19 protein-coding genes are annotated in these 22,356 nt (G+C 35.6%); 8 read left to right on the forward strand and 11 right to left on the reverse strand.

Translation table 11 applies throughout. The features are described from left to right. Together CHB81_RS22265 and CHB81_RS22270 are read left to right on the forward strand one after the other, a co-directional pair. The coding region (locus CHB81_RS22265) for a T9SS type B sorting domain-containing protein (RefSeq protein ID WP_141130445.1) at positions 1 to 1,281 on the forward strand (1,281 nt) is incomplete at its 5' end. A 41-nt stretch (positions 1,282 to 1,322) separates the two neighbouring features. Then, positions 1,323 to 2,300: a type IX secretion system membrane protein PorP/SprF gene (locus CHB81_RS22270; RefSeq protein WP_089354041.1), complete on the forward strand. Its 978-nt coding sequence runs from the start codon at positions 1,323 to 1,325 to the stop codon at positions 2,298 to 2,300. Positions 2,301 to 2,311: 11 nt separating this feature from the next. Here the strand turns inward: CHB81_RS22270 and CHB81_RS22275 are convergent, their stop codons facing one another. The 4 genes from CHB81_RS22275 to CHB81_RS22290 all read right to left on the reverse strand — a co-directional run bounded on the left by CHB81_RS22275 (position 2,312) and on the right by CHB81_RS22290 (position 5,836). Further along, positions 2,312 to 2,542: a ferredoxin gene (locus CHB81_RS22275; protein ID WP_089354042.1), complete on the reverse strand. Its 231-nt coding sequence runs from the start codon at positions 2,540 to 2,542 to the stop codon at positions 2,312 to 2,314. Further along, positions 2,542 to 3,783 carry a peptidase U32 family protein gene (locus CHB81_RS22280; RefSeq protein ID WP_089354043.1) on the reverse strand — a complete coding sequence of 414 codons (1,242 nt, stop codon included), beginning with the start codon at positions 3,781 to 3,783 and terminating at the stop codon, positions 2,542 to 2,544. Before CHB81_RS22280 ends, CHB81_RS22275 begins: the two co-directional genes overlap by 1 nt. 231 nt (positions 3,784 to 4,014) lie before the next feature. Further along, the gene (locus CHB81_RS27205) at positions 4,015 to 4,299 is read right to left on the reverse strand and encodes a transposase (RefSeq protein ID WP_254921243.1); all 285 of its coding nucleotides are present in this window, start codon (positions 4,297 to 4,299) and stop codon (positions 4,015 to 4,017) included. A gap of 178 nt (positions 4,300 to 4,477) precedes the next feature. Then, positions 4,478 to 5,836, reverse strand: a complete 1,359-nt coding sequence (locus CHB81_RS22290) for a rhodanese-related sulfurtransferase (RefSeq protein ID WP_089354044.1) — start codon at positions 5,834 to 5,836, stop codon at positions 4,478 to 4,480. Positions 5,837 to 6,141: 305 nt separating this feature from the next. Between CHB81_RS22290 and CHB81_RS22295 the strand changes: the two genes are divergently transcribed. The 3 genes from CHB81_RS22295 to CHB81_RS22305 are packed head-to-tail and all read left to right on the forward strand — an operon-like array spanning position 6,142 to position 11,801. Next, positions 6,142 to 7,290 (forward strand): efflux RND transporter periplasmic adaptor subunit, encoded by a 1,149-nt coding sequence (locus CHB81_RS22295; RefSeq protein ID WP_176427571.1) that lies wholly within the window; start codon positions 6,142 to 6,144, stop codon positions 7,288 to 7,290. Positions 7,291 to 7,293: 3 nt separating this feature from the next. Then, positions 7,294 to 10,440 (forward strand): efflux RND transporter permease subunit, encoded by a 3,147-nt coding sequence (locus CHB81_RS22300; protein ID WP_089354046.1) that lies wholly within the window; start codon positions 7,294 to 7,296, stop codon positions 10,438 to 10,440. Then, positions 10,437 to 11,801 (forward strand): efflux transporter outer membrane subunit, encoded by a 1,365-nt coding sequence (locus CHB81_RS22305; protein WP_089354047.1) that lies wholly within the window; start codon positions 10,437 to 10,439, stop codon positions 11,799 to 11,801. Before CHB81_RS22300 ends, CHB81_RS22305 begins: the two co-directional genes overlap by 4 nt. Positions 11,802 to 11,940: 139 nt before the next feature. On the opposite strand, the gene CHB81_RS22310 is transcribed toward CHB81_RS22305, so the two are convergent. The 7 genes from CHB81_RS22310 to CHB81_RS22340 all read right to left on the reverse strand — a co-directional run bounded on the left by CHB81_RS22310 (position 11,941) and on the right by CHB81_RS22340 (position 19,000). Then, a complete protein-coding gene (locus tag CHB81_RS22310) occupies positions 11,941 to 12,351 on the reverse strand; it encodes a BrxA/BrxB family bacilliredoxin (protein WP_056207398.1) in 411 nt (136 codons plus the stop codon). A gap of 169 nt (positions 12,352 to 12,520) precedes the next feature. Further along, entirely contained in the window at positions 12,521 to 12,949 is a 429-nt protein-coding gene (locus tag CHB81_RS22315) for a helix-turn-helix transcriptional regulator (protein ID WP_110837227.1), read from the reverse strand. Positions 12,950 to 13,302: 353 nt separating this feature from the next. Then, a complete protein-coding gene (locus tag CHB81_RS22320; RefSeq protein ID WP_089354049.1) occupies positions 13,303 to 14,463 on the reverse strand; it encodes a lycopene cyclase family protein in 1,161 nt (386 codons plus the stop codon). Between the two features lie 18 nt (positions 14,464 to 14,481). Continuing rightward, on the reverse strand, positions 14,482 to 14,946 hold the full coding sequence (locus CHB81_RS22325; RefSeq protein WP_089354050.1) for a thioredoxin family protein: 465 nt from the start codon (positions 14,944 to 14,946) through the stop codon (positions 14,482 to 14,484). A 166-nt stretch (positions 14,947 to 15,112) separates the two neighbouring features. Then, the gene (locus CHB81_RS22330) at positions 15,113 to 17,410 is read right to left on the reverse strand and encodes a TonB-dependent receptor (RefSeq protein WP_089354051.1); all 2,298 of its coding nucleotides are present in this window, start codon (positions 17,408 to 17,410) and stop codon (positions 15,113 to 15,115) included. A 312-nt stretch (positions 17,411 to 17,722) separates the two neighbouring features. Continuing rightward, positions 17,723 to 18,634 carry an NAD(P)/FAD-dependent oxidoreductase gene (locus CHB81_RS22335; protein WP_089354052.1) on the reverse strand — a complete coding sequence of 304 codons (912 nt, stop codon included), beginning with the start codon at positions 18,632 to 18,634 and terminating at the stop codon, positions 17,723 to 17,725. Between the two features lie 12 nt (positions 18,635 to 18,646). Next, a complete protein-coding gene (locus tag CHB81_RS22340) occupies positions 18,647 to 19,000 on the reverse strand; it encodes a MerC domain-containing protein (RefSeq protein ID WP_089354053.1) in 354 nt (117 codons plus the stop codon). Between the two features lie 94 nt (positions 19,001 to 19,094). On the opposite strand from CHB81_RS22340, the gene CHB81_RS22345 reads away from it, so the two are divergent. The 3 genes from CHB81_RS22345 (at position 19,095) to CHB81_RS22355 (ending at position 22,187) form a co-directional block, all read left to right on the forward strand. Beyond that, entirely contained in the window at positions 19,095 to 19,487 is a 393-nt protein-coding gene (locus CHB81_RS22345) for a Fur family transcriptional regulator (protein WP_089354054.1), read from the forward strand. 74 nt (positions 19,488 to 19,561) lie between these two features. Further along, positions 19,562 to 21,430 carry an Nramp family divalent metal transporter gene (locus CHB81_RS22350; RefSeq protein WP_089354055.1) on the forward strand — a complete coding sequence of 623 codons (1,869 nt, stop codon included), beginning with the start codon at positions 19,562 to 19,564 and terminating at the stop codon, positions 21,428 to 21,430. 103 nt (positions 21,431 to 21,533) lie between these two features. Beyond that, on the forward strand, positions 21,534 to 22,187 hold the full coding sequence (locus tag CHB81_RS22355; protein ID WP_089354056.1) for a metal-dependent transcriptional regulator: 654 nt from the start codon (positions 21,534 to 21,536) through the stop codon (positions 22,185 to 22,187). Positions 22,188 to 22,356 lie beyond the last annotated feature (169 nt).

Here is a 22,356-nt window from a genome sequence, read left to right on the forward strand (position 1 = left end):
GCTCAATCTGGGCTTACAGCAGGACTGCATACTTTTACTGTAACCGATGCCAACAATTGTTCTACAACAGTTGAGGTAACTATCAATGAACCGGATGCATTAAGTGCAGCTGCTTCAAATCTGGTTGACGCAAAATGTAAAGGAGACAATAACGGATCGGTTACCATCACGCCAAACGGAGGAACTGCGCCTTATAACATAACTCCTGCTCAAACAAGTTTAGCGGCAGGGTCGTATACTTTTACAGTAACAGATGCCAATAATTGTAAAACAACGGTTCCTGTTACAATCAGTGAACCTGCTGCATTAGAGGTTCAAGTAACAGGGACTATCATGCCTGAATTCTGTAGTGGAGATAAAAATGGAGCTTTTACTCTTGAAATTTCAGGTGGAAGTAAACCTTACAGTTATAGTTTAAATAAACAAAACGGAACTTTTATTGAAGGTACCTCTGATCAATCTTTATTTGATTTTACAGATCTTACCGGAGGCAAGTATATTGTTTATATTAAAGATGCTATAGGCTGTAGTTCTCAATTAGAAGTTGTTATACCAGCAGGAATCGTAATCAACCCTGTTGCGGAGGTTAATTATTCTTGTATGAACAATACATCGGAAAATTCAGTTGTTATAAGCATTGATTCTAGTAATACAAATCCTGTAGATCTGGATTATTCTCTTGATGGAGCCGCTTTTCAATCGGACAATGTTTTTATAAACGTAGCGCCAGGAAACCATATCGTTACCGCGAGGCATACAAATGGTTGCGAACAATCAACAAGCTCATTTGTTGTTAATCAAATTGATCCGCTGTCCTTAACCTTAGCTGATGGTGAACTAAACGAAATTGTTGCTACCACCACTGGCGGTATTAGAGGATATGAATACACATTTGAAGGACAGTCTTACAATTCAACGAACAAATTTATCATTTATAAATCAGGAACTTATACCGTTACTGTAACAGATAAAAAAGGATGTACAGCTACTGTATCAAAATACTTTGAATATATCGATGTCTGCATTCCAAATTACTTTACACCAAATGGTGATGGTATTAGCGACGAGTGGGGTCCCGATTGTACCATAAATTACAAAAATCTAACCTATACCATCTTTGATCGATACGGCCGCATAATTGGCAAATATAAATTAGGCCAAAAATGGGACGGAAAATACAATGGTGTAGAGTTGACATCTGGTGACTATTGGTACGTATTAAAACTTAATGATCCTAAAGACAACAGAGAATTTGTTGGACATTTCACTCTTTACAGATAAACTCTAAAGAGATAATTATGACATTTAAAATATATAATCTCATGAAAAAAATTATCATATCATTTCTACTCTTAGCTGTAACTTCAGGTTACAGCCAAGAGTTAAATTTGCCCGTTTTTACACAATATTTAGCAGATAATCCTTTTGTTATTTCCCCTACCTATGCCGGTATTGGAGACAACTTAAGAATACGAGCAAATGGTTTAACCCAATGGGTTGGCATCAAAGACGCACCCAACAACCAATCTCTTTACGCTGATTTTAGAATCTTTGATCGCTCAGGGGTGGGAATTTCTCTTTATAACGACAGTAATGGAAACACAAGCCAAACCGGTGCTAAAGTTTCTTTTGCCCATCATTTAATACTGGACTATTATTCAAAACAATATTTATCATTTGGAATCTCATACAATATCAATAATTTTAAAATTGATATCAATAAATTTAACTCTGCAACTGGTATGCCAAGTTCATCAGATCCTGGAATTACTAATAATAGATCTATATCTAATAGTAATTTTGATGTGGGGCTTTTATACCGAAACAATGATTTTTATTTAAGCTTAAATGTCGGCAATCTTTTAAACAAGAATATTGATAAATTTTATGGAATAGAACCTAATTTACTTCGAAATTATCAAGTATACACAGGTTACGTTTTCAGAGGAGCTGAAAACGATAGAGTCGAATTTGAGCCTTCTGTTTATTTCCAGCAATTTGCAAGTGACAAGCGTTCAAGTACTGACCTTAATTTTAAATATCGTCAATATAATAAATATGAGGATTATTTCTGGGTAGGTGCTTCGTATCGTTTCCTAAACGATCAGTTTTTAGAGCCTTTAATGATTGGTCCAATGGCTGGATTTAAAAAATCTAATTTTTACTTTGGGTACTCCTATCAGGCATCATTAAATCAGATTGGAGCCTATAACTCAGGAACTCATGTTGTTACTATTGGGCTTGATTTTCTTAGAGGAATCAGTAATTGTCCTTGTACACAAAGTCCAATCCGTCATTAAATAAAAAATTTTTATGTTTCCTTTACTGTGATAATTTTCACGGGACAAGCCTTTGCTGCTAATTCAAAACTTTCAACAATAGCATGATTTGGAGATTTTAAAGTAAAAAAACCCTTTGCATTTACGGAATGAATCAAAACCGATTTTCCATCTTTTTTAGACATTTGAAAATGCACCGGATCCATTTCTACACAGTAGTTACAGCCGATGCATTTGTCTCTTTGTAAAGTTATAATAACCATTATACCTCAACAATTTTATATAGTTTATCTGACATTCTTATTCTGAAGGGTAATTTAAAGGTGCAGTCGTCACCTTTTGTTGCTTTTTCAGAAACCATATCATTAACAAACATTTCATCGATTATCATTTCTTGGGCACCAGTACTAGGACCCGTTACCAAAATTCTATCTCCAATTTTGATATCGTAAGCTTCGATTTTAAATTGTCCAACTTCTGCTTTAGGGAAATAATGCGTTCCTTTACCAACGTAAACTTTCTTTTGTGTTGCAGCAGAACCTGGAATATCACTCCACTCACCTAATTCCTGACCAAGATAATACCCAGACCAAAAACCACGATTGTAAACTGTATTCAAAGCTTCCATCCAAACAGTAACTTTTTCTTTCGAAAATGAACTTTCATAATAAGCATCAATAGCTTCCCGATATGTTTTTATTACTGTTGCCACATATTCCGGTGCACGGCCGCGACCTTCGATTTTCAATACCTGAATTCCAGAATCAATTACCTGATTCAGAAAATCAATCGTACATAAATCTTTAGGTGACATCATATATTCATTATCCAATTCGATTTCAAAACCCGTTTCCTGATCGATAACCGTATATTTTTTACGACAATTTTGTTTGCAGGCACCACGATTTGCAGATGAATTATGTGAATGTAAACTCAAATAACATTTTCCCGAAACTGCCATACACAAAGCACCATGTCCAAAAATCTCGATTTCTACTAAATTTCCATTTGGACCTTTTATTTGTTCTTTCGCAATTTGATCTGTAATGTTTTTTACCTGCCGTAAACTTAGTTCCCTGCTCAAAACCATAGTATCAGCAAATAAACTGTAGAATTTTATGGTTTCAATATTCGTTACATTTAACTGAGTTGAAATATGCACCTCCATACCAATTGCTCTTGCCATTGCAATTACAGCTTGATCAGAGGCTATTACTGCAGTAATATTAGCTTCTTTAGCTTTGTTCAACAACGTCTTTACAACAGATAAATCGTGATCGTAAATAATTGTGTTTAAAGTCAGGTAACTACGAACATACTTAGCCTCACATCGATTGGCGATTTCCTGTAAATCGTCCATAGTGAAATTAACTGTCGAACGTGCACGCATGTTAAGTTGTTCTACACCAAAATAGATAGAATCTGCGCCATTATCAAGAGCAGCCTGAAGTGACTCAAAACTCCCGGCAGGAGCCATAAGTTCAATTTTATTATTTGTTGTCATTTTTATTTGTATTGACTCCTAACGGTCGAAACCATTGGTAATGTTGTTTTTGAATTGTATTATCTAATCATATCGTCACCCAAGGTTGAAACCTTGGGATACGCAACGTTAAGGATTTTGGTTTACTACCAACATTTGAAACCGTTGACAATTTTTGTGGTATTCTGTATAAATTCAGTTTCTAATACAGCCCAAGGTTGAAACCTTGGGAAACTTGGAGAATATTCTTAATCATTGATCATTCCCCAACCGATGCAATTTTACAAATTCGTCAAATTCCTCTTGTCCGTTTTTCTTAAGGTGATGTTGCTTTTGATTTTTTATATAATTATAAACAACCGCTAATTGAGACTCACTAACAGAGAAAGACGCATAGCCTGTTTGCCAGGCAAATTTTTCAAGGATAAGTTCTTCTCTATTCATAAAATGAGAAGAACTTCCTTTTATTTGCTTTATTAAGTCTGAGATAGATTTTTGTGGATTTTGTAAAAATAAAACATGCACATGATCAGGCATTCCATTAATAATTCTAACGGGGACATCCTAGTTCATTTAGTTCCTCTCGAATACAATCATACAATTGCTTCTCAATTGCATAATCAATTAATTCCTGACGATTTTTGGTTTCCAAAATTGTATGAATCCATAATTTGGTAAAGGAATGTGACATATGTAAATTAGCATAAAATTTCCGCTAATTTACAATTTTATACAACTTATCTGACAAACGAATACGAAACGGAACTTCAAAAGTAACTTTATCTCCAATTTTTGCTGTAGTAGTTTCAGCTCCGTCGACAACCATTTTATCTAAAATTAATTCCTGATTACCTGTAGTTGGTCCCGAAATTAAGATTTTATCACCAATGGTTAACTCTTGGTTTTCGATAGTAAATTGCCCAACTTGTGCTTTCACATAATAATGTTCTGCTTTTCCAAGAAGTACTTTTTTTACTTTTATTTTTTGGCGAATATCCGCAGGTTTTTCGGAAGTAGCTAAAGCAGTATTTGGCAAGTCTCCTGAGTGTTTGAATTTTAAATTTTCAGATTTTCCTTTTCTAAAAACTTTATTTCCAACTTGTTTTCCGGTTCTCAAACGAACTTGGTCAACTAAAGGCATGTGAACAATTTCAAGACATTCTGCAGAACAACAGTTTTCCATTGCTGTTTTACATTCATCACATTGAATAAATAATAAATGGCAACCATCATTTTCGCAGTTTGTGTGATTGTCGCAAGGTTTTCCACATTGGTGACATTGAGAGATAATATCATCCGTGATTCTTTCACCAAGACGATTATCAAACACAAAGTTTTTTCCAATGAATTTACTTTCTAAACCTTCTGCTTCAATTTGTTTAGCATAATTGATAATTCCGCCTTCTAATTGATAAACATTTTTGAAACCCTGGTGTTTAAAATACGCACTTGCTTTCTCACAACGAATTCCTCCGGTGCAATACATAACAAGGTTTTTATCTTCTTTGTGATTTTGAAGCTGATCATTGATGATCGGTAAACTTTCTCTAAAAGTTTCAACATCCGGAGTAATTGCACCTTTAAAATGTCCGACTTCACTTTCGTAATGATTTCTAAAATCAACTACAATAGTATTTGGATTGTCAAGAATTTCGTTGAATTCCTTGGCTTTCAAGTGAACGCCTATGTTGGTAACATCAAAAGTTTCGTCGTTAAGACCGTCGGCAACGATTTTATCACGAACTTTAATGGTTAATTTTAAAAATGAATGGTCATCATGTTCTACAGCTTCATTCAATCGTATGCCTTTCATGAAATCATAAACTTCAAGAGTTGCTCTAAAAACCTCCAGATTTTCTTCAGGAATACTCATTTGAGCATTTATTCCTTCGGTGGCAACATAAATTCGGCCTAAAGCATCGAGCTTATTCCAGGCTAAAAATAAATCATCACGAAATTTTTTGGGATCTTGAATTTTGGCATACGCATAGAAAGACAACGTTAGTCGTTGTTTACCGGCATCATCTATCATGATGGCTCTTTCTTCTGCGCTTAAAGTGTTGTACAGTTGCATGCTATAAACTAATTTAAGTTGAGAAATAAATATGTAGTGAATTCTATTTTCCTAGTGAATTCGGGCGCAAAGGTAAGCCTTTATATTCAATTTTAAAACAGACAAAAGTTAAACTCTGTTAATTATGTAAGAAAATGAATCTAAATATGACTTTATCTCTCACAAATTCACAAGAATGGTTAAAACTGAACCTACACCACTTAAAACAACAATAAAACCTTACAAAATCAAAAAACAATACCTGTTTAACAGACTGTTACAAAAATTCAGTATATTTATGTTAACTAATTTTAACATTTATGCTTATGAATGCTTTAAAACTACCAAAATTCCTCCTTCCCCTTATCTTAGTTTTGACAACTTTTATTTCCTGCAAAAAAGAACAAAAGCAAGCACCTCCACCCATACAGGCGCCTTTTGTTGTGGTTAAAACTGAAGATGTCCCTATCTATAAAGACTTTGCGGGACAGACTTTTGGAGATTTAGACATTGAGTTAATCGCCCGAGTAGACGGAATATTGACCGGAGTGTATTTTAAAGAAGGTCAAAAAGTCAAAAAAGGACAACTACTTTATACCATTGATCCATTGGAATATGAAACGAAAGTCGAGCAGGCACGAGGACAAGTTGCGGTAGCTCAAAGTAGTTTAGTAAATGCTAATGAAGAATTAAAAAGGATTCGACCACTTGCTGATATGAATGCTGTGAGTAAAAGAGAATTAGATGCCGCTGTTGCGAAAGACAAAGCCGCAAGATCTAATTATGCCAGCATGCAGGCGAGTTTAAAAAATCAGGAAATCGAAAGAAGTTATTGCAATATAAAATCACCAATAGATGGCGTCATCGGACTTTCGAATGCAAGATTAGGAGATTATATCACCAAAATAGGCAATGCTTCAAGATTAAACATGGTTTCGAAACTCGAAAAAGTACGCGTACAATTTACAGTGAGTGAATCTGATTTTCTAAAATACCAGAAAAGCACTAAACAAGGTGAAAAAATTACAGATCTTCAATTAATATTATCCGACGGAAGTATTCATCCTCAAAAAGGGACTCTTAATTTTTCTGATACTAAAATAGACCCCACAACCGGGACCGTAACAATTGAAGCACAATTTCCAAATCCTGACGGGACTTTACGCTCAGGACAATTTGGAAAAGTTCGCGTTCTTATCCGTACAGCAAAAAATGCAATCGTAATTCCCCAAAAAGCTGTTACCGAAATTCAGGGACTTTTTCAAGTTTCTATAATTGACGATAAAAACACGATTCAAAACCGAATGGTAGAAGTGGGCCAGAAAACAGGTGTTGACTGGATTATTACAAAAGGATTAAAACCTAATGAGAAAGTAGCCATAATTGGTAATCAGTTTATTCAGCCCGGATCAACTGTCGCTCCCGTTCCTTATGTAGCCGATAAAAAACAGATTGCATCATCTCAAAACGACTAAATTATGGATAATTTTTTTGTAAGAAGACCGATAGTCGCCATCGTGCTATCTGTATTTATCGTTATTATTGGAGGACTTTCTATACTTGGAACTCCTATTGCGCAATATCCCGAAATTGCTCCACCTCTCGTACAAGTTTCAACCAGTTATAGAGGTGCTAACGCTTTAAATGTGGAACAAGCTGTTGCTACACCAATCGAACAAAAGGTAAACGGGGTCGAAAACATGCTCTACATGCAATCGACTAATACTGGTGATGGAAGTATGACGCTTAATATTACATTCGATATGGGAACTGATTTGGATATTGCAACAATGCTAACCCAAAACAGAGTAAACGAAGCCACTAATAAACTCCCAAACGATGTTAAAACTACGGGGGTTACGACCAAAAAGTCACTTTCGATGCCTTTGCTGATTTTGTCTTTGTATTCTCCCAACAAAACATTCGATAATAACTTCCTGACCAATTATGCCAACATCAATATTGTCGATGCATTGGCCCGTATTAAAGGAGTTGGAGAAGTTACGCTCTATGGAGGAAGTAATTATGCAATGCGAATTTGGGTCAAGCCCGATATCATGTCCAAGTACAACTTGACGGTTCCCGATATTATTCAGGCGATTAAAGAACAAAATGCGATTTCGCCCGGAGGAAAATTTGGAGCACCACCCGCAACAGACAACAACGAGTTTACGTATAATGTAACCCTAAAAGATCGCCTCGTAAATCCAGAAGATTTTGAAAACATCATTCTAAAATCAAACATCAACAACCAACAAGTTCGCTTGAAAGATGTTGGAACCGTAACTTTAGGAACAGAAAGTTATGCTTCAGTTGCACGACTAAACGGAAGTCCTGCAGGAACCATCGGGATTAAACAAATGCCAGGTTCTAATGCTTTGGAAGTTGCTGATAATGTCAAAAAAACCATTGCACAGTTAAGCAAACGTTTCCCTCAGGATTTAAAATACAGTGTTTCATTAGATACCACTTTAGCCATTTCTGAAGGAATTAATGAAATCATGCACACACTATTCGAAGCGATTATACTGGTAATTATAGTAGTTTTTATCTTTTTGCAAAACTGGCGTGCAACGCTTATTCCGTTAGTAACCGTTCCCGTTTCTTTAATTGGAGTTTTCATGCTTTTCCCATTACTGGGCTTTTCAGTAAACGTACTTTCACTTTTAGGATTAGTACTTGCCATTGGTATTGTGGTCGATGATGCCATTGTCGTCGTCGAGGCCGTAATGCATCATATCGAGCAAGGCATGTCACCAAAAGAAGCCACGAATCAAGCGATGAAAGAAGTGTCTGGTCCCGTAATTGCCATCGCTATTGTACTGACCGCCGTATTTATTCCGGTTGCCTTAACGCCCGGAATTACAGGACGACTCTATCAACAATTTGCCATTACGATCGCCATCTCGGTAATATTCTCCGCTTTAAGCGCCTTAACTTTAAGTCCCGCTTTATGTTCGTTATTATTAAAACCGAATCAGGAAGCAAAAGGCTGGCTGGGAAAATTCTTTGCCGCCTTTAACCGAAAATTTTCTGCCTTTACAGATAAATACACCGGGTTTTCAGGTTATTTAATCAAGAAAATGGCGCGAAGTTTTATTTTCATCGGAATTCTGATTGGAGCTATTATTCTCTTGGGAGGAAAAATTCCGGGTGGATTCGTTCCCGAAGAAGATCAGGGTTATATGTTTGTGAATATCGAATTGCCCGGTGCTTCATCGTTAGAACGAACCAACAAAGTCATCCAGAAAATCGAGCATATTTTAGCTAAAAATGATGGAGTTGAATATTATACCTCTGTCGCCGGATTTAGTTTGATTAAAAACTCAGTGGCAACCAATAACGGATTTTTCTTTGTCGCCTTAAAAGAGTGGAAAGAACGCAAACAAGATGTTTTTCAGATTCTAAAGGAAGTAAACGGAAAAGTAGTTTTTGGGATTCCCGAAGCTACCGTCTTTGCTTTTGGTCCTCCGCCAATTACCGGAATTGGTAACGCCGCCGGATTCTCGATGATGCTTCAGGACAAAGAAGGAAATACGCCTCAATATCTTTTCGAAAACGCACAACGATTTATGGCCGAAGCCAAAAAGAGACCAGAAATAGGAACCATCCGAACGACCTTTAATCCTAATGTGCCTCAAATTAGTTTAGATATTGATAGGGAAAAAGTCACCGAACTTGGGCTTTCCTTATCAGATGTAAATCTTGCTATTGGTGCCAGTTTGGGAGGTCAATACATTAATGAGTTTAACAAATTTGGACGTCAATACATTGTATTACTTCAGGCAGATCCAAATTTTACGGTAAATCCCGAAGACATTAATAAGATTTTTGTTCGAAGTAAAAGCAACAAAATGATTCCGATTTCGAGTATTGCCACTATTCGAAAAGAAAGCGGTCCGGAATTTACGACCCGATTCAATTTGTATCGCGCTGCCGAAATTGGAGGAACACCCGCTCCCGGATTTACTTCGGCGCAAGCCATGAATGCTTTACAGGAAACTGCCGAAAAAACTTTACCGGCAGCAATGAGCTACGAATGGGCAAATATGAGCTATCAGGAAAAACAAGCCGAAGGAAAAGGAAACACAGTATTCTTAATGGCTTTGCTTTTTGTGTTCTTAATTCTTGCCGCACAATACGAAAGTTGGAAACTTCCCTTTAGTGTACTACTAGGAACGCCTTTTGCCGTTTTTGGTGCTTTCTTAGGACTATACATCTGTCGATTCTTTAGTCCGGATTATGTCAACAATGTCTTCGCACAAATTGGGCTTGTAATGCTTATTGGTCTTGCCGCCAAAAATGCCATTCTGATTGTAGAATTTGCCAAAGAACAATATGAAAAAGGGATGCCGGTTAAAGAAGCCGCTTTATACGCTGCCAAACTTCGTTTCCGCCCTATTTTAATGACTGCTTTTGCTTTTATCCTCGGAGTTGTACCGCTTTTAACCGCAAGCGGAGCCGGAGCACAAGCCAGAAAAGTTATGGGATTAACCGTTTTTAGCGGTATGCTCGTCGCCACCATTTTAGGAGTATGTTTGATTCCGGTGTTATTTGTATTTATCGAAAGTTTTGGGAAAAAACCTTCAGAGGAAATTGATGAAACTAAAAAGGAGGAACCATGAAAAATCTAAAATTAGCCGTAGCAGTACTTTTGATAGCCATTTTTCCTTTTGGATGTATGGTTGGACCAAAATACGTGCAGCCAGAACAGCCTAAACCGGAAAGTTTTCTGCATGGAGATCATACTACTGACACAACAAATACAGTACGAACCATAAAGTGGTCAACGATATTTAATGATCCTGTTTTAATTGGATTAATAGAAAAAGGGCTTCAAAACAACTTCGATTTAAAGATCGCTATTGCGCGATTAGAGCAGGCACGTGCTAATCTTGGAATTGCTAAAGCCGATTTATATCCTGCATTTCAATATTCTGGACAAGTAAATAGTGCTGAAACGTTTGCACAGCCAAATTCTGCATTTGCAAATATGTCATGGGAGTTGGATTTTTGGGGGAAATACCGCCATCAGAATAAAGCACTTCAAAACGAACTTTTGGCAACAGATGAAGCCCGAAAAGTGGTGCTTTCAAACATTGTCAGTAATATTGCCACTTCGTATTTTGAATTGCGAGATTTTGACAATCAGTTAGAAATAACCATTCATACATTAGAAACCAGACAAAAGGCATACGACATTATAAACGAACGTTTTAAAAGTGGTTATGTTGCCGAATTAGATAAAGTTCAAATCGAACAGCAAGTTGCCATTGCCGAGGCCAATATTCCGGCTATTAAAAGGCAAATTACTGCCCTCGAAAACTCAATTTCTATTTTAATCGGACAAGTTCCACAACCTATAGAAAGAGGAAAAACCAATAGTGAGTTATTGATTCTAGCGACTTTTCCAACCTCGGTTCCATCTGCCTTACTTGAAAACCGACCTGATGTAAAAGCCACTGAGCTTTTGTACCGATCAGCAAACGAAAGAATTGGTGTTGCTCAAGCCATGCGTTATCCATCTTTTAATATTGCAGCGCTTGCAGGTTTTACAAGTATTATGGTAGCAGATTTATTTAACGATGCTTCTTATTTGCAAAACGTTGGTGCCGGAGTAACGGGTCCAATTTTCAATTTCGGAAAAAACAAACGTCGTGTTGAAGTCAATCGTCAAATCGCCGAAGAGCGCAAACTAAACTTCCAAAAAACTTATTTAACAGCAATTTCTGAAGTAGAAAATTCACTTCAAAATGTTGCGATGTATAAAGAAGAATGGATAGCCAGAAACAAACAAGTTGTAGCCGCTCAAACCAATTATGATTTATCAAACGCCAGATATTATAATGGTTACGTTTCGTATCTGGAAGTTCTTGATGCACAAAGATCTTTATTTGAAGCGCAACTTAGCCTTTCTCAATTAACTCAAAAACAATTAACCTCAATGATCCAATTGTATAAAGCGCTTGGCGGAGGGTGGAATTAGTCTTTTTTGAGGTTCAAAGATTCAGAGTTACAAAGGTTCAAAGGCTTTAATAACAAACTAAAGTAAAAACAAAAAAGCACTATTTTCATAGCGCTTTTTTAATCTTTGTACCTCTGTACCTTTGCTTCTTTGAATCTAATTAGCAGAATTCATTAAACGCATCTTGCAAGTTCTCAGCAATTAGTTCCGCTGGACGACCTTCGATATGGTGACGCTCTAACATGTGAACCAATTCTCCGTTTTTGAACAAAGCCATAGATGGCGATGATGGAGGAAAAGGAAACATGTGTTGTCTTGCAGCATCAACAGCTTCTTTGTCAACACCTGCAAAAACAGTGATTAAGTGATCTGGCTTTTTAGCTCCTTCTAAACTCATTTTTGCTCCCGGACGTGCATTTCTTGCAGCACAACCACAAACAGAGTTTACAACAACTAAAGTGGTACCTTCGGCTTTGATAGCATTCTCTACAGCTTCGGCACTATGTAAATCTTGAAAACCTGCAGCAGTAAGTTCTGCTTGCATTGGTTTTACCATTTCTTCTGGATACATATTTTTATTTTTTAAATTTTACTTTCGAACTGCAAAGTTACAAAGTTTACTCGCAACTACTTAATTTGAAGTATAAAGTTTTATTATAGTACCATAAAAGGTTTTAAATAGAACATAATAGTCTAAAATTATGTCCTTTTACTATTTTAATAAATAGAATTCTCAATAATTAAAGCGCTTGTTTTATTCTTCTATCCGGAAATTGATAATTGTATTGTTTCAAATGGTTTTTTCTTCCTATCAATTTGTGCCTAGTTGCTGAAACTGTTGACTTACTTTGTTCCGGAATTTCGATTGTCGAAAGGTAACTGCTCAAATATTTTTTAAGCATTTGAATATTGTCAACTTCAATAGAATAGATCGTTTTCTTTCCGATGTTTTCAATATTTACCAAATTTGCTTTTTTTAACTCCAGTAAATGCTTTGATATAGTTGATTGTGCCAATGGAATTAACTCCACAATTTCACCACAAGTTCTATTGTTTCTTTTCCACAACAGCGTCATAATCTGAATTCGCGTTGGATGCCCGAGGGCTTTGCAAATTTTTCCTATTGCTTTCGTTTCTATATCAAAATTCAAGTATTTTGTAACTCCCATAATTTTGCTCATTAATTCATTATCGTAAATCGACGATTACACAAGATTTACATTGTTTTCAATCGGCAAATCTAGATGTTAAATGACTTTTCAATCACCTCTAGAAGTTCTTAAAACAAAAATATAAGACATTTTTATACAGACAAATTTAGATTTTAAAGGTATCCACTATTTTTTACGATAATAGAATTTTCTCTTATCAAAGCACATATAAAAGCTTCAAGAGTTTGAGAAAATTGCACGCAGATTTTACAGATTTAAGCGGATAAACACAGATTTTATTTAAGTTTCTATAAATAAAACAGATCCGAACAAATCTGCTTAAATCTGTAAAATCTGCGTGAAAAAACTTTTTATCTCAATATTACTCGAAACAAAGCTTTGATAAATGGAATTTTAGGGCATTTTAAAATCACTCTAAAATCCTCAATTAAAGTAGTTTCTTCATTCAAAAACTTAAAGATCAAAGCTGGTTTTCCTTTTCTGAATAGAGAAGAGAAAATAGTACTTCCCAATTCATTATGACAGTACAAAATATCCAAAAGCAGTAAATCATAAAACCAAAATCTGCTTTTCTGATAAAAAGAAGACATTTTAAAAGTATCTTTCTGAAGAAATTCTACTAATTGAGATGTTTTTTTATCGGAATTTCTAAATGTAAATCCTGTACTTGCTTTTGTCCATCCGCCTGCGGTTCCAATATTCAAGACTCTTTTGGTGTTTTTCTTCCAAAAAGGATAAGACGTCATTGGGATACTTCCCTGCTCCTTTTCCTGAATTTCAAATTTCTGTATTCCAAGTTTTTCTAAGTAAAGCTGAATCTCATTTTCGTATTCTTCTTTTGGAAGAAGACTTTCAGAAAACAAAGTATATTCGACCAAAGCTTCGGTTTTAGAAGTTGGCAAAACATACATGAAACGGGTATTTCCTTTTTGTTTTACCGAAAAATCCATGAAAGTAGCTTCTTCTGGATTGAAGACTTCGCTTTCAGTTTTCACAAACCAACCTACAAAATGTTGTTGCAAAACCGGATATTTAGTCTGGCTTAAAGCAAAAACTTTAGTATAAATACTGTTGAATAAATGATTGCAAGTATATCTGTTCTCTTCCGTTCCAACAAAAACATGCGTTTCAAGTTCATTAATATCCGTTACTTTTTCCTTTAGAAACGTAATATTTGAATGTTTAGAAAACGCTTCAAAAACAAAATTATAAAAGTCTAAACCTCGAATTTGGCTGTATTGATAAGGTTTAAACGCCAAATCACGTTTAAAATCTTTATTGGCAAATAAAGCTAAATCCCATTTTTTGGAGATAATAGAATTCCAGATTGTTTCCTCTTCGGCCCAAAAACACCATGTTCTGTCGTTAGTTTTCTTTGCATCCTGATCTAAAAGTAAAATTGTCTTATCTTTAAATTTTCCAGACAATACCATTTTATAAACAGTCATCAAAGCAGATAAACCTGTTCCGGTAAAAATGTAGTTGAAGTGTTTTATTTGCGAAGAAGTCATTTTCAAAAATAAGAAATTTTATTCTTTCAATTTTTCTAAAAGCACTTTAAAATCTTTCGGATTGAGATAATTGTTGTACTGCAGAATGATTTCGTTTTTCTCATTCAAAACACATAAAACAGGATAAACAATTTGGTTATTCACGGTTCCTAATTGCAAAGCCAGTTCATGAACACCAACATTATTTCCCGTAGGCTGGTATTTAAAAACCTGATTATTAAACGATATATTTCGTTTTTCTTCGGCATTGAAATCAATAAAATAAAAATTGGAGTTCAGACTCTCGATAATGTCTTGATTTTTGAAAGTTGTATTTTTCATTCTTTGGCAAAACTGACACCAATCAGTATGAATAAAAACGACTGTTTTTCGCTTTTGAAGTTGCTGCAAACTATCAATCGCCTCAAAAGTTCTGCTCTGTAGTTGACAGAAACCTGTTGAAGTAATTCCAAGAAAGAAGATAATTAATGCTAGCTTTTTCATTTGTTTTTATTTTTTAACCACTCCCGATAGCTATCGGGATTCACAGATTAAAAGGATTATTTTAAAAGATGGTTTGCCACGAATTTCACTAATTTACACAAATTAAATTCGAGACAATTCGTGCAATTCGTGGCGAAAAAATCTTTTTAATCTGCAGCATACAATTTTACCTCAAAGTATATCGCAATCCAAAAAATCCGCGGATTGTCTGATTTTGTCCGTAAACATAAGTCGTGTCAAATGTCAAACCATAAGGATTATCTAGTGTATCTAATATCTGACCTTTTGGAACTACTTTACCATGAATACCGACTGCGGTTCCATCTGAAGTTTGCACATTTTTATCAAAAGGATCATTGGTTCTCGAAATCAAAAACGGATTATTCTGCTTTGGTGTAAAGTTGAGTAAATTTTTGATTCCGCCATAAAGTTCAAAATTCTTCCAGCCCGTAAAAGTAAATTGAATATTCTGAATGCTATACCAAGGCGATTTCGGACTTCTTGGATCGTATTCGCTTAGCAAAGGCAGATTCATTGGGCTGTAAACATTTCCTGTATAATCAAGTAATAAATTCCAAGGCTCTATTTTATACGAAACGCTCCAGGTTGCCGTGAAATTCTCTGTTAAAAATGGTCTTTCCGAAACTCCGTTTTCTACATTTTTGTTGTCTAAAATAGTTGCTCCCAAAATCATTTTTAATCCTGTTGGAAAATTAACATCAATATTGGTACTGATTCCCTGGCTTATCGCATATCCGTTAATGTTATCGTAGATGATTTTATTTGGATCAGTTTCATAATCCGAGATGATTTTATTACTGAATCGAGTATAAAAAGCAGTAGTTTCAATCCCGATAAAAGTTCCGTTTCCAAAATTTATTTTCTGGATATAATTCAGATTTGCATTTATTGATTGTTCCGGTTTCAGATTGCTTTTCAGCACAACGTCTCTAGAACCGGTAAGCGCAGCATGATCTTCGGTAAATAAATTCACCACACGAAAACCTGTTCCTGCATTGAATCTAAAAATAGTGTTATCACTTTTCTTCCATCGATAAGCAACTCTTGGTGTAAAAATAGAACCGTGAATGGAGTTGTAATCGTATCGCATTCCTAATAAAACCTGACTCTTTTGCGAAAGCGTAATTTCGTCCTGCACAAAAATTCCGGGTAACCACGTACTTTCTGCTTCCTTTGTAGCCGTGGTATTATCATCATAATACGAATAACGGTTCGCAATTCCCGCAAGGAAATCATTTCTACCTATTTTTTTATCCCAAGTCAATTGCAAAAACCCAATTTTCTGATTGGCAATAAACGATGTTGTTCCGTAACGGCTATCTTGATAATGCACATTTCCGGAAAACGAAAGCATCAGTTTTTCTTCAAAAGGCAACTGATAACTTCCAATCAATTCCCCTCTTTTAGTATAAATACTTTCGCCGTAAATTTCGTCGCCGCCACGGTATTTTTTCTCCCAACGCACATCTCCGCCCCAACGATCTTCATACATTCCACGTGCTGCGATCGTAAACAAGCGATTATCATTTCTCAAAAAACTCCATTTATTAAATACTGAAATTCTCTTAGACAAAGTCACATCTGTAAAATTGTCTTTGTCTTTATCGATAACCTGATTGTAGTCAAAATAATTAATTCCTAAAAGCGTCGTCGATTTCTTTGTCGGATTAAATTTCATTCCCAAATCGACATTCGTTTCTAAGTAAGTCGTTGTAAAAACATCTGCCGAAAACAATGGCGCATTCGTTGGATTTTTAGTAATAATATTGATTAAACCTCCAACTGCCTCACTTCCGTATAAGGACGAAGCCGGTCCTTTTACAATTTCTATTCGCTCAACCAATGAATTCGGAATTCCGGATAAACCATAAACTGTCGAAAGACTACTTACAATTGGCATTCCGTCAATCAAAACCAAGGTATAAGGTCCTTCTAAACCATTAATATGAATATCTCCCGTGTTACAAACGCCACAATTAAGCTGAGGCCGAACGCCGTTGATATTTTGAAGCGCTTCATAAATACTTGGAGTTGGATTTTTCTTGAAGAAAACCGGGGAATAAACCTCAACAGGAACAGCACTTTCTAATCGTTTTACAGGTTTTAAAGTTCCCGAAACTACAACTTCGTTAAGTTGATTTTCATTATCAGTTAATTCAAAATCATAAGACTGAATTGAATCTTTCACAACTTCAATTTTCTTCTTTAAAGTCTGGAAACCCATTTGAGAAATCTGAATGGTATAATTTCCAACTGCCACATTTTCTAACTTATAATATCCTAAACTATCCGTAACCGTTTTATGTTTTGTTCCCAATAAGTGAACGTTTACCAACTGTAATTTCTGCCCTTCGCCTGATATAAATCCGGATACAGAAGTGGTTTCCTGCGCAAACGAGAATTGTAAACTAAACAAAAGTAATATCAAAAATAGTTTTTTCATTATTATAAAATTAATTTTAGGCAAAACTAAAAATTAAATTTGACAAATATAGATTCTGAGCTTAAAAAAATTTAACTCTATTTAATACAATATGTTATATTTTTCTAAACACATAGAAACGATGAACGTTTCAGGTTTTAAATTAAGATTAAGCACTATACCATTTAACCGCAGAATGTGCTAAGATTTAGTTTTACTACGCATAGAAAACACAAAGTTCACAAAGCTAGATCAGCACAAAGCTTTGCGAACTTTTTGTTTTTACAAAACCTCGCTTATAAAAAAACTTTGTGCACTTGTGGTAAAAAATGATTAAGCAAACGACTCCTCTATAAATTCTTTATTAATAGATGCTCCGGCAAAAGACCCCGAAGAAACTGCCATTGCAACAGATCTTGCCTGAATAACACTATCGCCACTCGCGAAAACTCCCGGAATATTGGTTTTCTGAAAAGCATCTATCTTTATCAAACCTTGTTGAGTCAATTCGCAGCCTAAAGCTTCCGGTAAATGGCAATGCTGCTCAAAAGGTGGTCTGGCGTAAATAGCTTTTACGGAAATCTTTGATTGATTTTTAAAGATAATATTCTGAATATTTCCGTTTTCATGTTCAAAAGAATCAATTTCATCTTCAAGAATCTCGATTTTATGTTGCTGTAAGATCTTTATTTCTTCTTCGGTTAAAGTAGATTTTCCATTGGTCAGTAATCTTAAATCTTTGGTCCAATTAGAGATTAGTTTAGCAAATTCAAATCCCATTTCTCCATTGGCAATAATCGCTGTTTTCTCTTTTTTGACTTCATAACCATGACAATACGGGCAATGCAAAACCGAAATTCCCCAACATTCTGCAAAACCTTTTATATCCGGAAGCAGATCTTTTACTCCAGTCGCAAACAATACTTTCCTTGAAGTAAAAGTTAATCCGGACTCTGTTTTAATTTCAAATCCGTTTTCCGTTTTAATAGCACTTATTGCTAATCCGTTATAAAACTGAACTGTAGTATAAAAGTCAACTTGCAGTTTGGCTTTCGCCGAAATAACAGCGGGTTTTTCACCATCGTGCGTGATGAAATTATGAGAATGTGGTGTTTGTCTGTTGCAAGGCACACCACTATCAATAACCAAAACTTGTCGTAAAGAACGACCTAAACTCATTGCAGCCGAAAGTCCGCTATAACTTCCGCCAACAATAATAACTTCGAAGTCTTTTTGTTCTGTCATAACTATACTATTTTAATGATTTTGTTTCATATGTGATTTATAATTTAAAAGATGTCCGATGATCATTCCGGTTCCTCCAATGAATATCAGGTCGAGATGAATGTCCAGAAAAAGCTCGCTCAAAACGCTAATCCAAATCAAAGACATTGAAACAATAAGAATACTTGCCACTAAAAGATTTGAATTATTTATAATTTTAAAAATGGCAAAAAGCCCAATCACGGCAAAAAACAAATCGATAAAAGGATTATGACTCAACCCTAAAGGCAGAATCGTTAAAAGCGGAAAAATCAAACAATGCACCAAACAAACGGTGGCGCTCGAGATTCCTAAAATATCGTAAATAGATGTTGTAGTTTTCTTCATTTTCTGTACATTTGCTTAATGCAATTTTGTTGCAAATATACACATAAAAATCAATTGCAACATTGTTGCGTTATTTTTTTTAATCCCATATAAAATGAAAACAACACGTAATACCGCAGCAAAGACGGCCGTTTTAGAGATTTTTGGAAAATCTAAGACTGCGCTGTCACACACCGAAATTCAAAAACAAATAGGAGATTTATGCGATCGCGTCACGATTTACAGAATCTTAGATCGCCTGGTAAATGATGATATTGTGCATAAAATTGTCAATCTTGACGGAACGGTAAAGTATGCAAAATGCCATCATAATGCACAGCGGGTACACATTCATAATCACGCTCACTTTAGTTGTGAAAAATGTTTGGAGGTAACTTGTCTCGAAAATGTGAAGCCGAGTTACATCCTTCCGCACAATTATAAAGTCAACGATATAAACTTTACATTATCAGGATTATGCCCAAAATGTTTGAATTCTAACATTTAAGTTTTAGACAAGCCTAAAAATATTGTTACGCGAATATGATTTTTGTATATATTTGCTAAAACAACATTTTTACAATGGGTAAATCCTTAGAAGAAGTTCATCAATCGGTTGCGACACAGCATAAAAAAACAGGATTCAGGAAAATATTAGCCTTTTTAGGTCCGGCATATTTAGTAAGCGTAGGTTATATGGACCCGGGAAACTGGGCGACAGACATTGCCGGAGGTAGTCAGTTTGGATACTCATTGCTTTGGGTTTTGTTAATGAGCAACTTAATGGCTTTGCTGCTTCAAAGCTTAAGTGCAAGACTCGGAATCGTAACGCAACGCGATTTGGCGCAAGCCTCACGAGAAACATACTCGAGATTTATCAACTACATTCTATACTTTTTGGCCGAAATTGCCATCGCGGCTTGTGATTTGGCCGAAGTTCTGGGAATGGCAATTGGAATCAATTTACTTTTTGATATTCCATTAATTGAGGGTGTTTTGATTACCGTTTTAGATACTTTCCTACTGTTGTTTTTGATAAATAAAGGTATCCGAAAAATGGAGGCTTTTATTATAGTTTTGGTTGCAATCATCGGGTTTTCTTTCATTTTCGAAATGATTTTTGCCGAACCAGAGCTAGACAAAGTAATCTACGGATTGGTTCCTTCAATTCCAAGTTCAGCAGCTTTATACATCGCAATCGGGATTATTGGTGCTACAGTAATGCCACACAACTTGTATTTACACTCCTCTTTAGTGCAAACCCGTAAATTCGACAGAACTCCAGCAGGAATTAAACAAGCTCTGAAATATAACTTCATCGATTCGACAATTGCTTTAAACTTAGCCTTTTTTGTAAACGCCGCCATTTTAATTTTGGCTGCAGCCACATTTTACAAAAACGGAATGTTTGAAGTTGCCGAAATTCAGGATGCCCATAAATTTCTGGAACCTTTATTAGGAACTAAATGGGCACCTATACTATTTGCCGTTGCATTGATTGCTGCCGGGCAAAGTTCCACTGTAACAGGAACTTTAGCCGGACAAATCGTAATGGAAGGTTATCTGAATTTACGTATTCAGCCTTGGGTTCGTCGTATTATCACACGTTTAATTGCCATTGTTCCCGCGGTTATCGTGATCTTAATTTATGGCGAAAGCGTAACGGGAAAACTTTTAATCCTGAGTCAGGTTATTTTGAGTTTACAATTAGGTTTCGCGATTATTCCGCTGATTCATTTTGTGAGTGATAAAACCAAAATGAAAGGGTTTCATATCTCGCGAACCACTCAAATTGCGGCCTGGATAATTGCTACGATCATTGTTTCTCTTAATGCCAAATTGGTTTACGATGAAATCAGTTCTTGGTTAGAAACCTCAAGTAATCCAACTGTGCTTTGGCTGACAGTTGTTCCGCTTGCTTTTAGCTTCCTTGCTTTATTGTTATACATCATTGCAAAACCTTTTATTGCAAGAGCAAAATCGAATATCGAAAACCACTCTCCTCATCATTTAAAACTGCAATACACTCCAAAGGAAAGTTACAGCAAGAAAAATATAGCGATTTCTGTAGATTTCTCTAAAGCCGACGAAGCTGCGCTAAACAATGCCTTAGAACTTGGCGGAATCGACGCGCAATACACCTTAATTCACATTGTAGAAACTGTTGGCGCATTAGTCTACGGAGAGAATATTGAAGACCATGAAACTACAATCGACGAAAAATTATTATTAGAATATAAAAATATGCTTTCGCAGAAGGGCTTCAAAATCGAAACTGAACTTGGTTTTGGAAAACCTAACACAGTGATTCCGAAGATTATCAATCTTGGAAATTTTGATATTCTCGTAATGGGAACTCACGGTCACACGGGCTTAAAAGATATTTTGTTTGGTACAACAGTTGACAAATTGAGACATAAAATTTCAATACCTTTGTTGATTGTTAAATAAAGGCTCTTTTAGAGGGGCAAAGGTTCAGAGGTGCAAAGCGACAAAGGTTTGAAAACTCTGAAGCTTTGTGACTTTGTAGCTTTGAGCCTCAAAAATAAAAAAAATGACTTTCTCAGAAGAAAATTATCTAAAATCAATATATCACCTTACGGCATCGAATGATGCTGAAGTGAGCACCAATGCTATTGCCGAAATGATGGAAACTAAAGCTTCATCGGTTACAGATATGCTTAAAAAGCTATCGGAAAAAGATTTGGTGAATTATAAAAAATACCAAGGTGTTTCTTTGACCGAAAATGGCAAACTAGCGGCTAAAATGATTGTTAGAAAACATCGTTTATGGGAAGTATTTTTGGTTGAAAAATTGAATTTTAGCTGGGATGAAGTTCACGATATTGCTGAGCAATTAGAACACATCAAATCAGAACAATTGATTAATCGTCTGGATGATTTTCTTGGAAATCCTACGGAAGATCCGCATGGAGATCCAATTCCGGATGCAAATGGAAGAATCGTTAAAATCGAAAAACACTTGCTTTCTGAATTAATCGAAAATCAAACTGGTGTTTGCGTGGGTGTAAAAGACACTTCATCAGAATTCCTGAAATATCTCGACAAACAAGAAATTGCTTTAGGTTCTAAAATCGAGTTTTTGTCTAAAGAAAGCTTCGATTTATCTGTCAAGATTAAAGTTGATGGAAGAGAATTGTCTATTTCTAATAAGATTGCCTCGAATTTGTTTGTGAAGCTCGTTTAGAGGGTTATTCCGCAGAGATTCACGAAGAATTTCACAGAGGTTCACGAAAGTTTTTATAAAGTTCCGAAGGAACGAACCATAATGTAGCAACGGATTTTAATCCGTTGAACGCAAAGGATATAAGATATTGCAAATCTATCTTTTTGGATGGATTAAAATCCATCTCTAC

The sequence above is a fragment of the Flavobacterium sp. ov086 genome (assembly GCF_900187965.1).
Lineage (GTDB): Bacteria > Bacteroidota > Bacteroidia > Flavobacteriales > Flavobacteriaceae > Flavobacterium.

Excerpts from the sequence above, each read along its gene's own strand:
- CHB81_RS22325 (WP_089354050.1), bottom strand. The coding sequence starts at position 14,946 with ATGAAAAAGCTAGCATTAATTATCTTCTTTCTTGGAATTACTTCAACA.
- CHB81_RS22320 (WP_089354049.1), bottom strand. The coding sequence starts at position 14,463 with ATGACTTCTTCGCAAATAAAACACTTCAACTACATTTTTACCGGAACA.
- CHB81_RS22270 (WP_089354041.1), top strand. The coding sequence starts at position 1,323 with ATGAAAAAAATTATCATATCATTTCTACTCTTAGCTGTAACTTCAGGT.
- CHB81_RS22315 (WP_110837227.1), bottom strand. The coding sequence starts at position 12,949 with ATGGGAGTTACAAAATACTTGAATTTTGATATAGAAACGAAAGCAATA.
- CHB81_RS22355 (WP_089354056.1), top strand. The coding sequence starts at position 21,534 with ATGACTTTCTCAGAAGAAAATTATCTAAAATCAATATATCACCTTACG.
- CHB81_RS22330 (WP_089354051.1), bottom strand. The coding sequence starts at position 17,410 with ATGAAAAAACTATTTTTGATATTACTTTTGTTTAGTTTACAATTCTCG.
- CHB81_RS22300 (WP_089354046.1), top strand. The coding sequence starts at position 7,294 with ATGGATAATTTTTTTGTAAGAAGACCGATAGTCGCCATCGTGCTATCT.
- CHB81_RS22295 (WP_176427571.1), top strand. The coding sequence starts at position 6,142 with ATGAATGCTTTAAAACTACCAAAATTCCTCCTTCCCCTTATCTTAGTT.
- CHB81_RS22310 (WP_056207398.1), bottom strand. The coding sequence starts at position 12,351 with ATGTATCCAGAAGAAATGGTAAAACCAATGCAAGCAGAACTTACTGCT.
- CHB81_RS22280 (WP_089354043.1), bottom strand. The coding sequence starts at position 3,783 with ATGACAACAAATAATAAAATTGAACTTATGGCTCCTGCCGGGAGTTTT.
- CHB81_RS22335 (WP_089354052.1), bottom strand. The coding sequence starts at position 18,634 with ATGACAGAACAAAAAGACTTCGAAGTTATTATTGTTGGCGGAAGTTAT.
- CHB81_RS22290 (WP_089354044.1), bottom strand. The coding sequence starts at position 5,836 with ATGCAACTGTACAACACTTTAAGCGCAGAAGAAAGAGCCATCATGATA.
- CHB81_RS22350 (WP_089354055.1), top strand. The coding sequence starts at position 19,562 with ATGGGTAAATCCTTAGAAGAAGTTCATCAATCGGTTGCGACACAGCAT.
- CHB81_RS22345 (WP_089354054.1), top strand. The coding sequence starts at position 19,095 with ATGAAAACAACACGTAATACCGCAGCAAAGACGGCCGTTTTAGAGATT.
- CHB81_RS22340 (WP_089354053.1), bottom strand. The coding sequence starts at position 19,000 with ATGAAGAAAACTACAACATCTATTTACGATATTTTAGGAATCTCGAGC.
- CHB81_RS22305 (WP_089354047.1), top strand. The coding sequence starts at position 10,437 with ATGAAAAATCTAAAATTAGCCGTAGCAGTACTTTTGATAGCCATTTTT.
- CHB81_RS22275 (WP_089354042.1), bottom strand. The coding sequence starts at position 2,542 with ATGGTTATTATAACTTTACAAAGAGACAAATGCATCGGCTGTAACTAC.
- CHB81_RS27205 (WP_254921243.1), bottom strand. The coding sequence starts at position 4,299 with ATGCCTGATCATGTGCATGTTTTATTTTTACAAAATCCACAAAAATCT.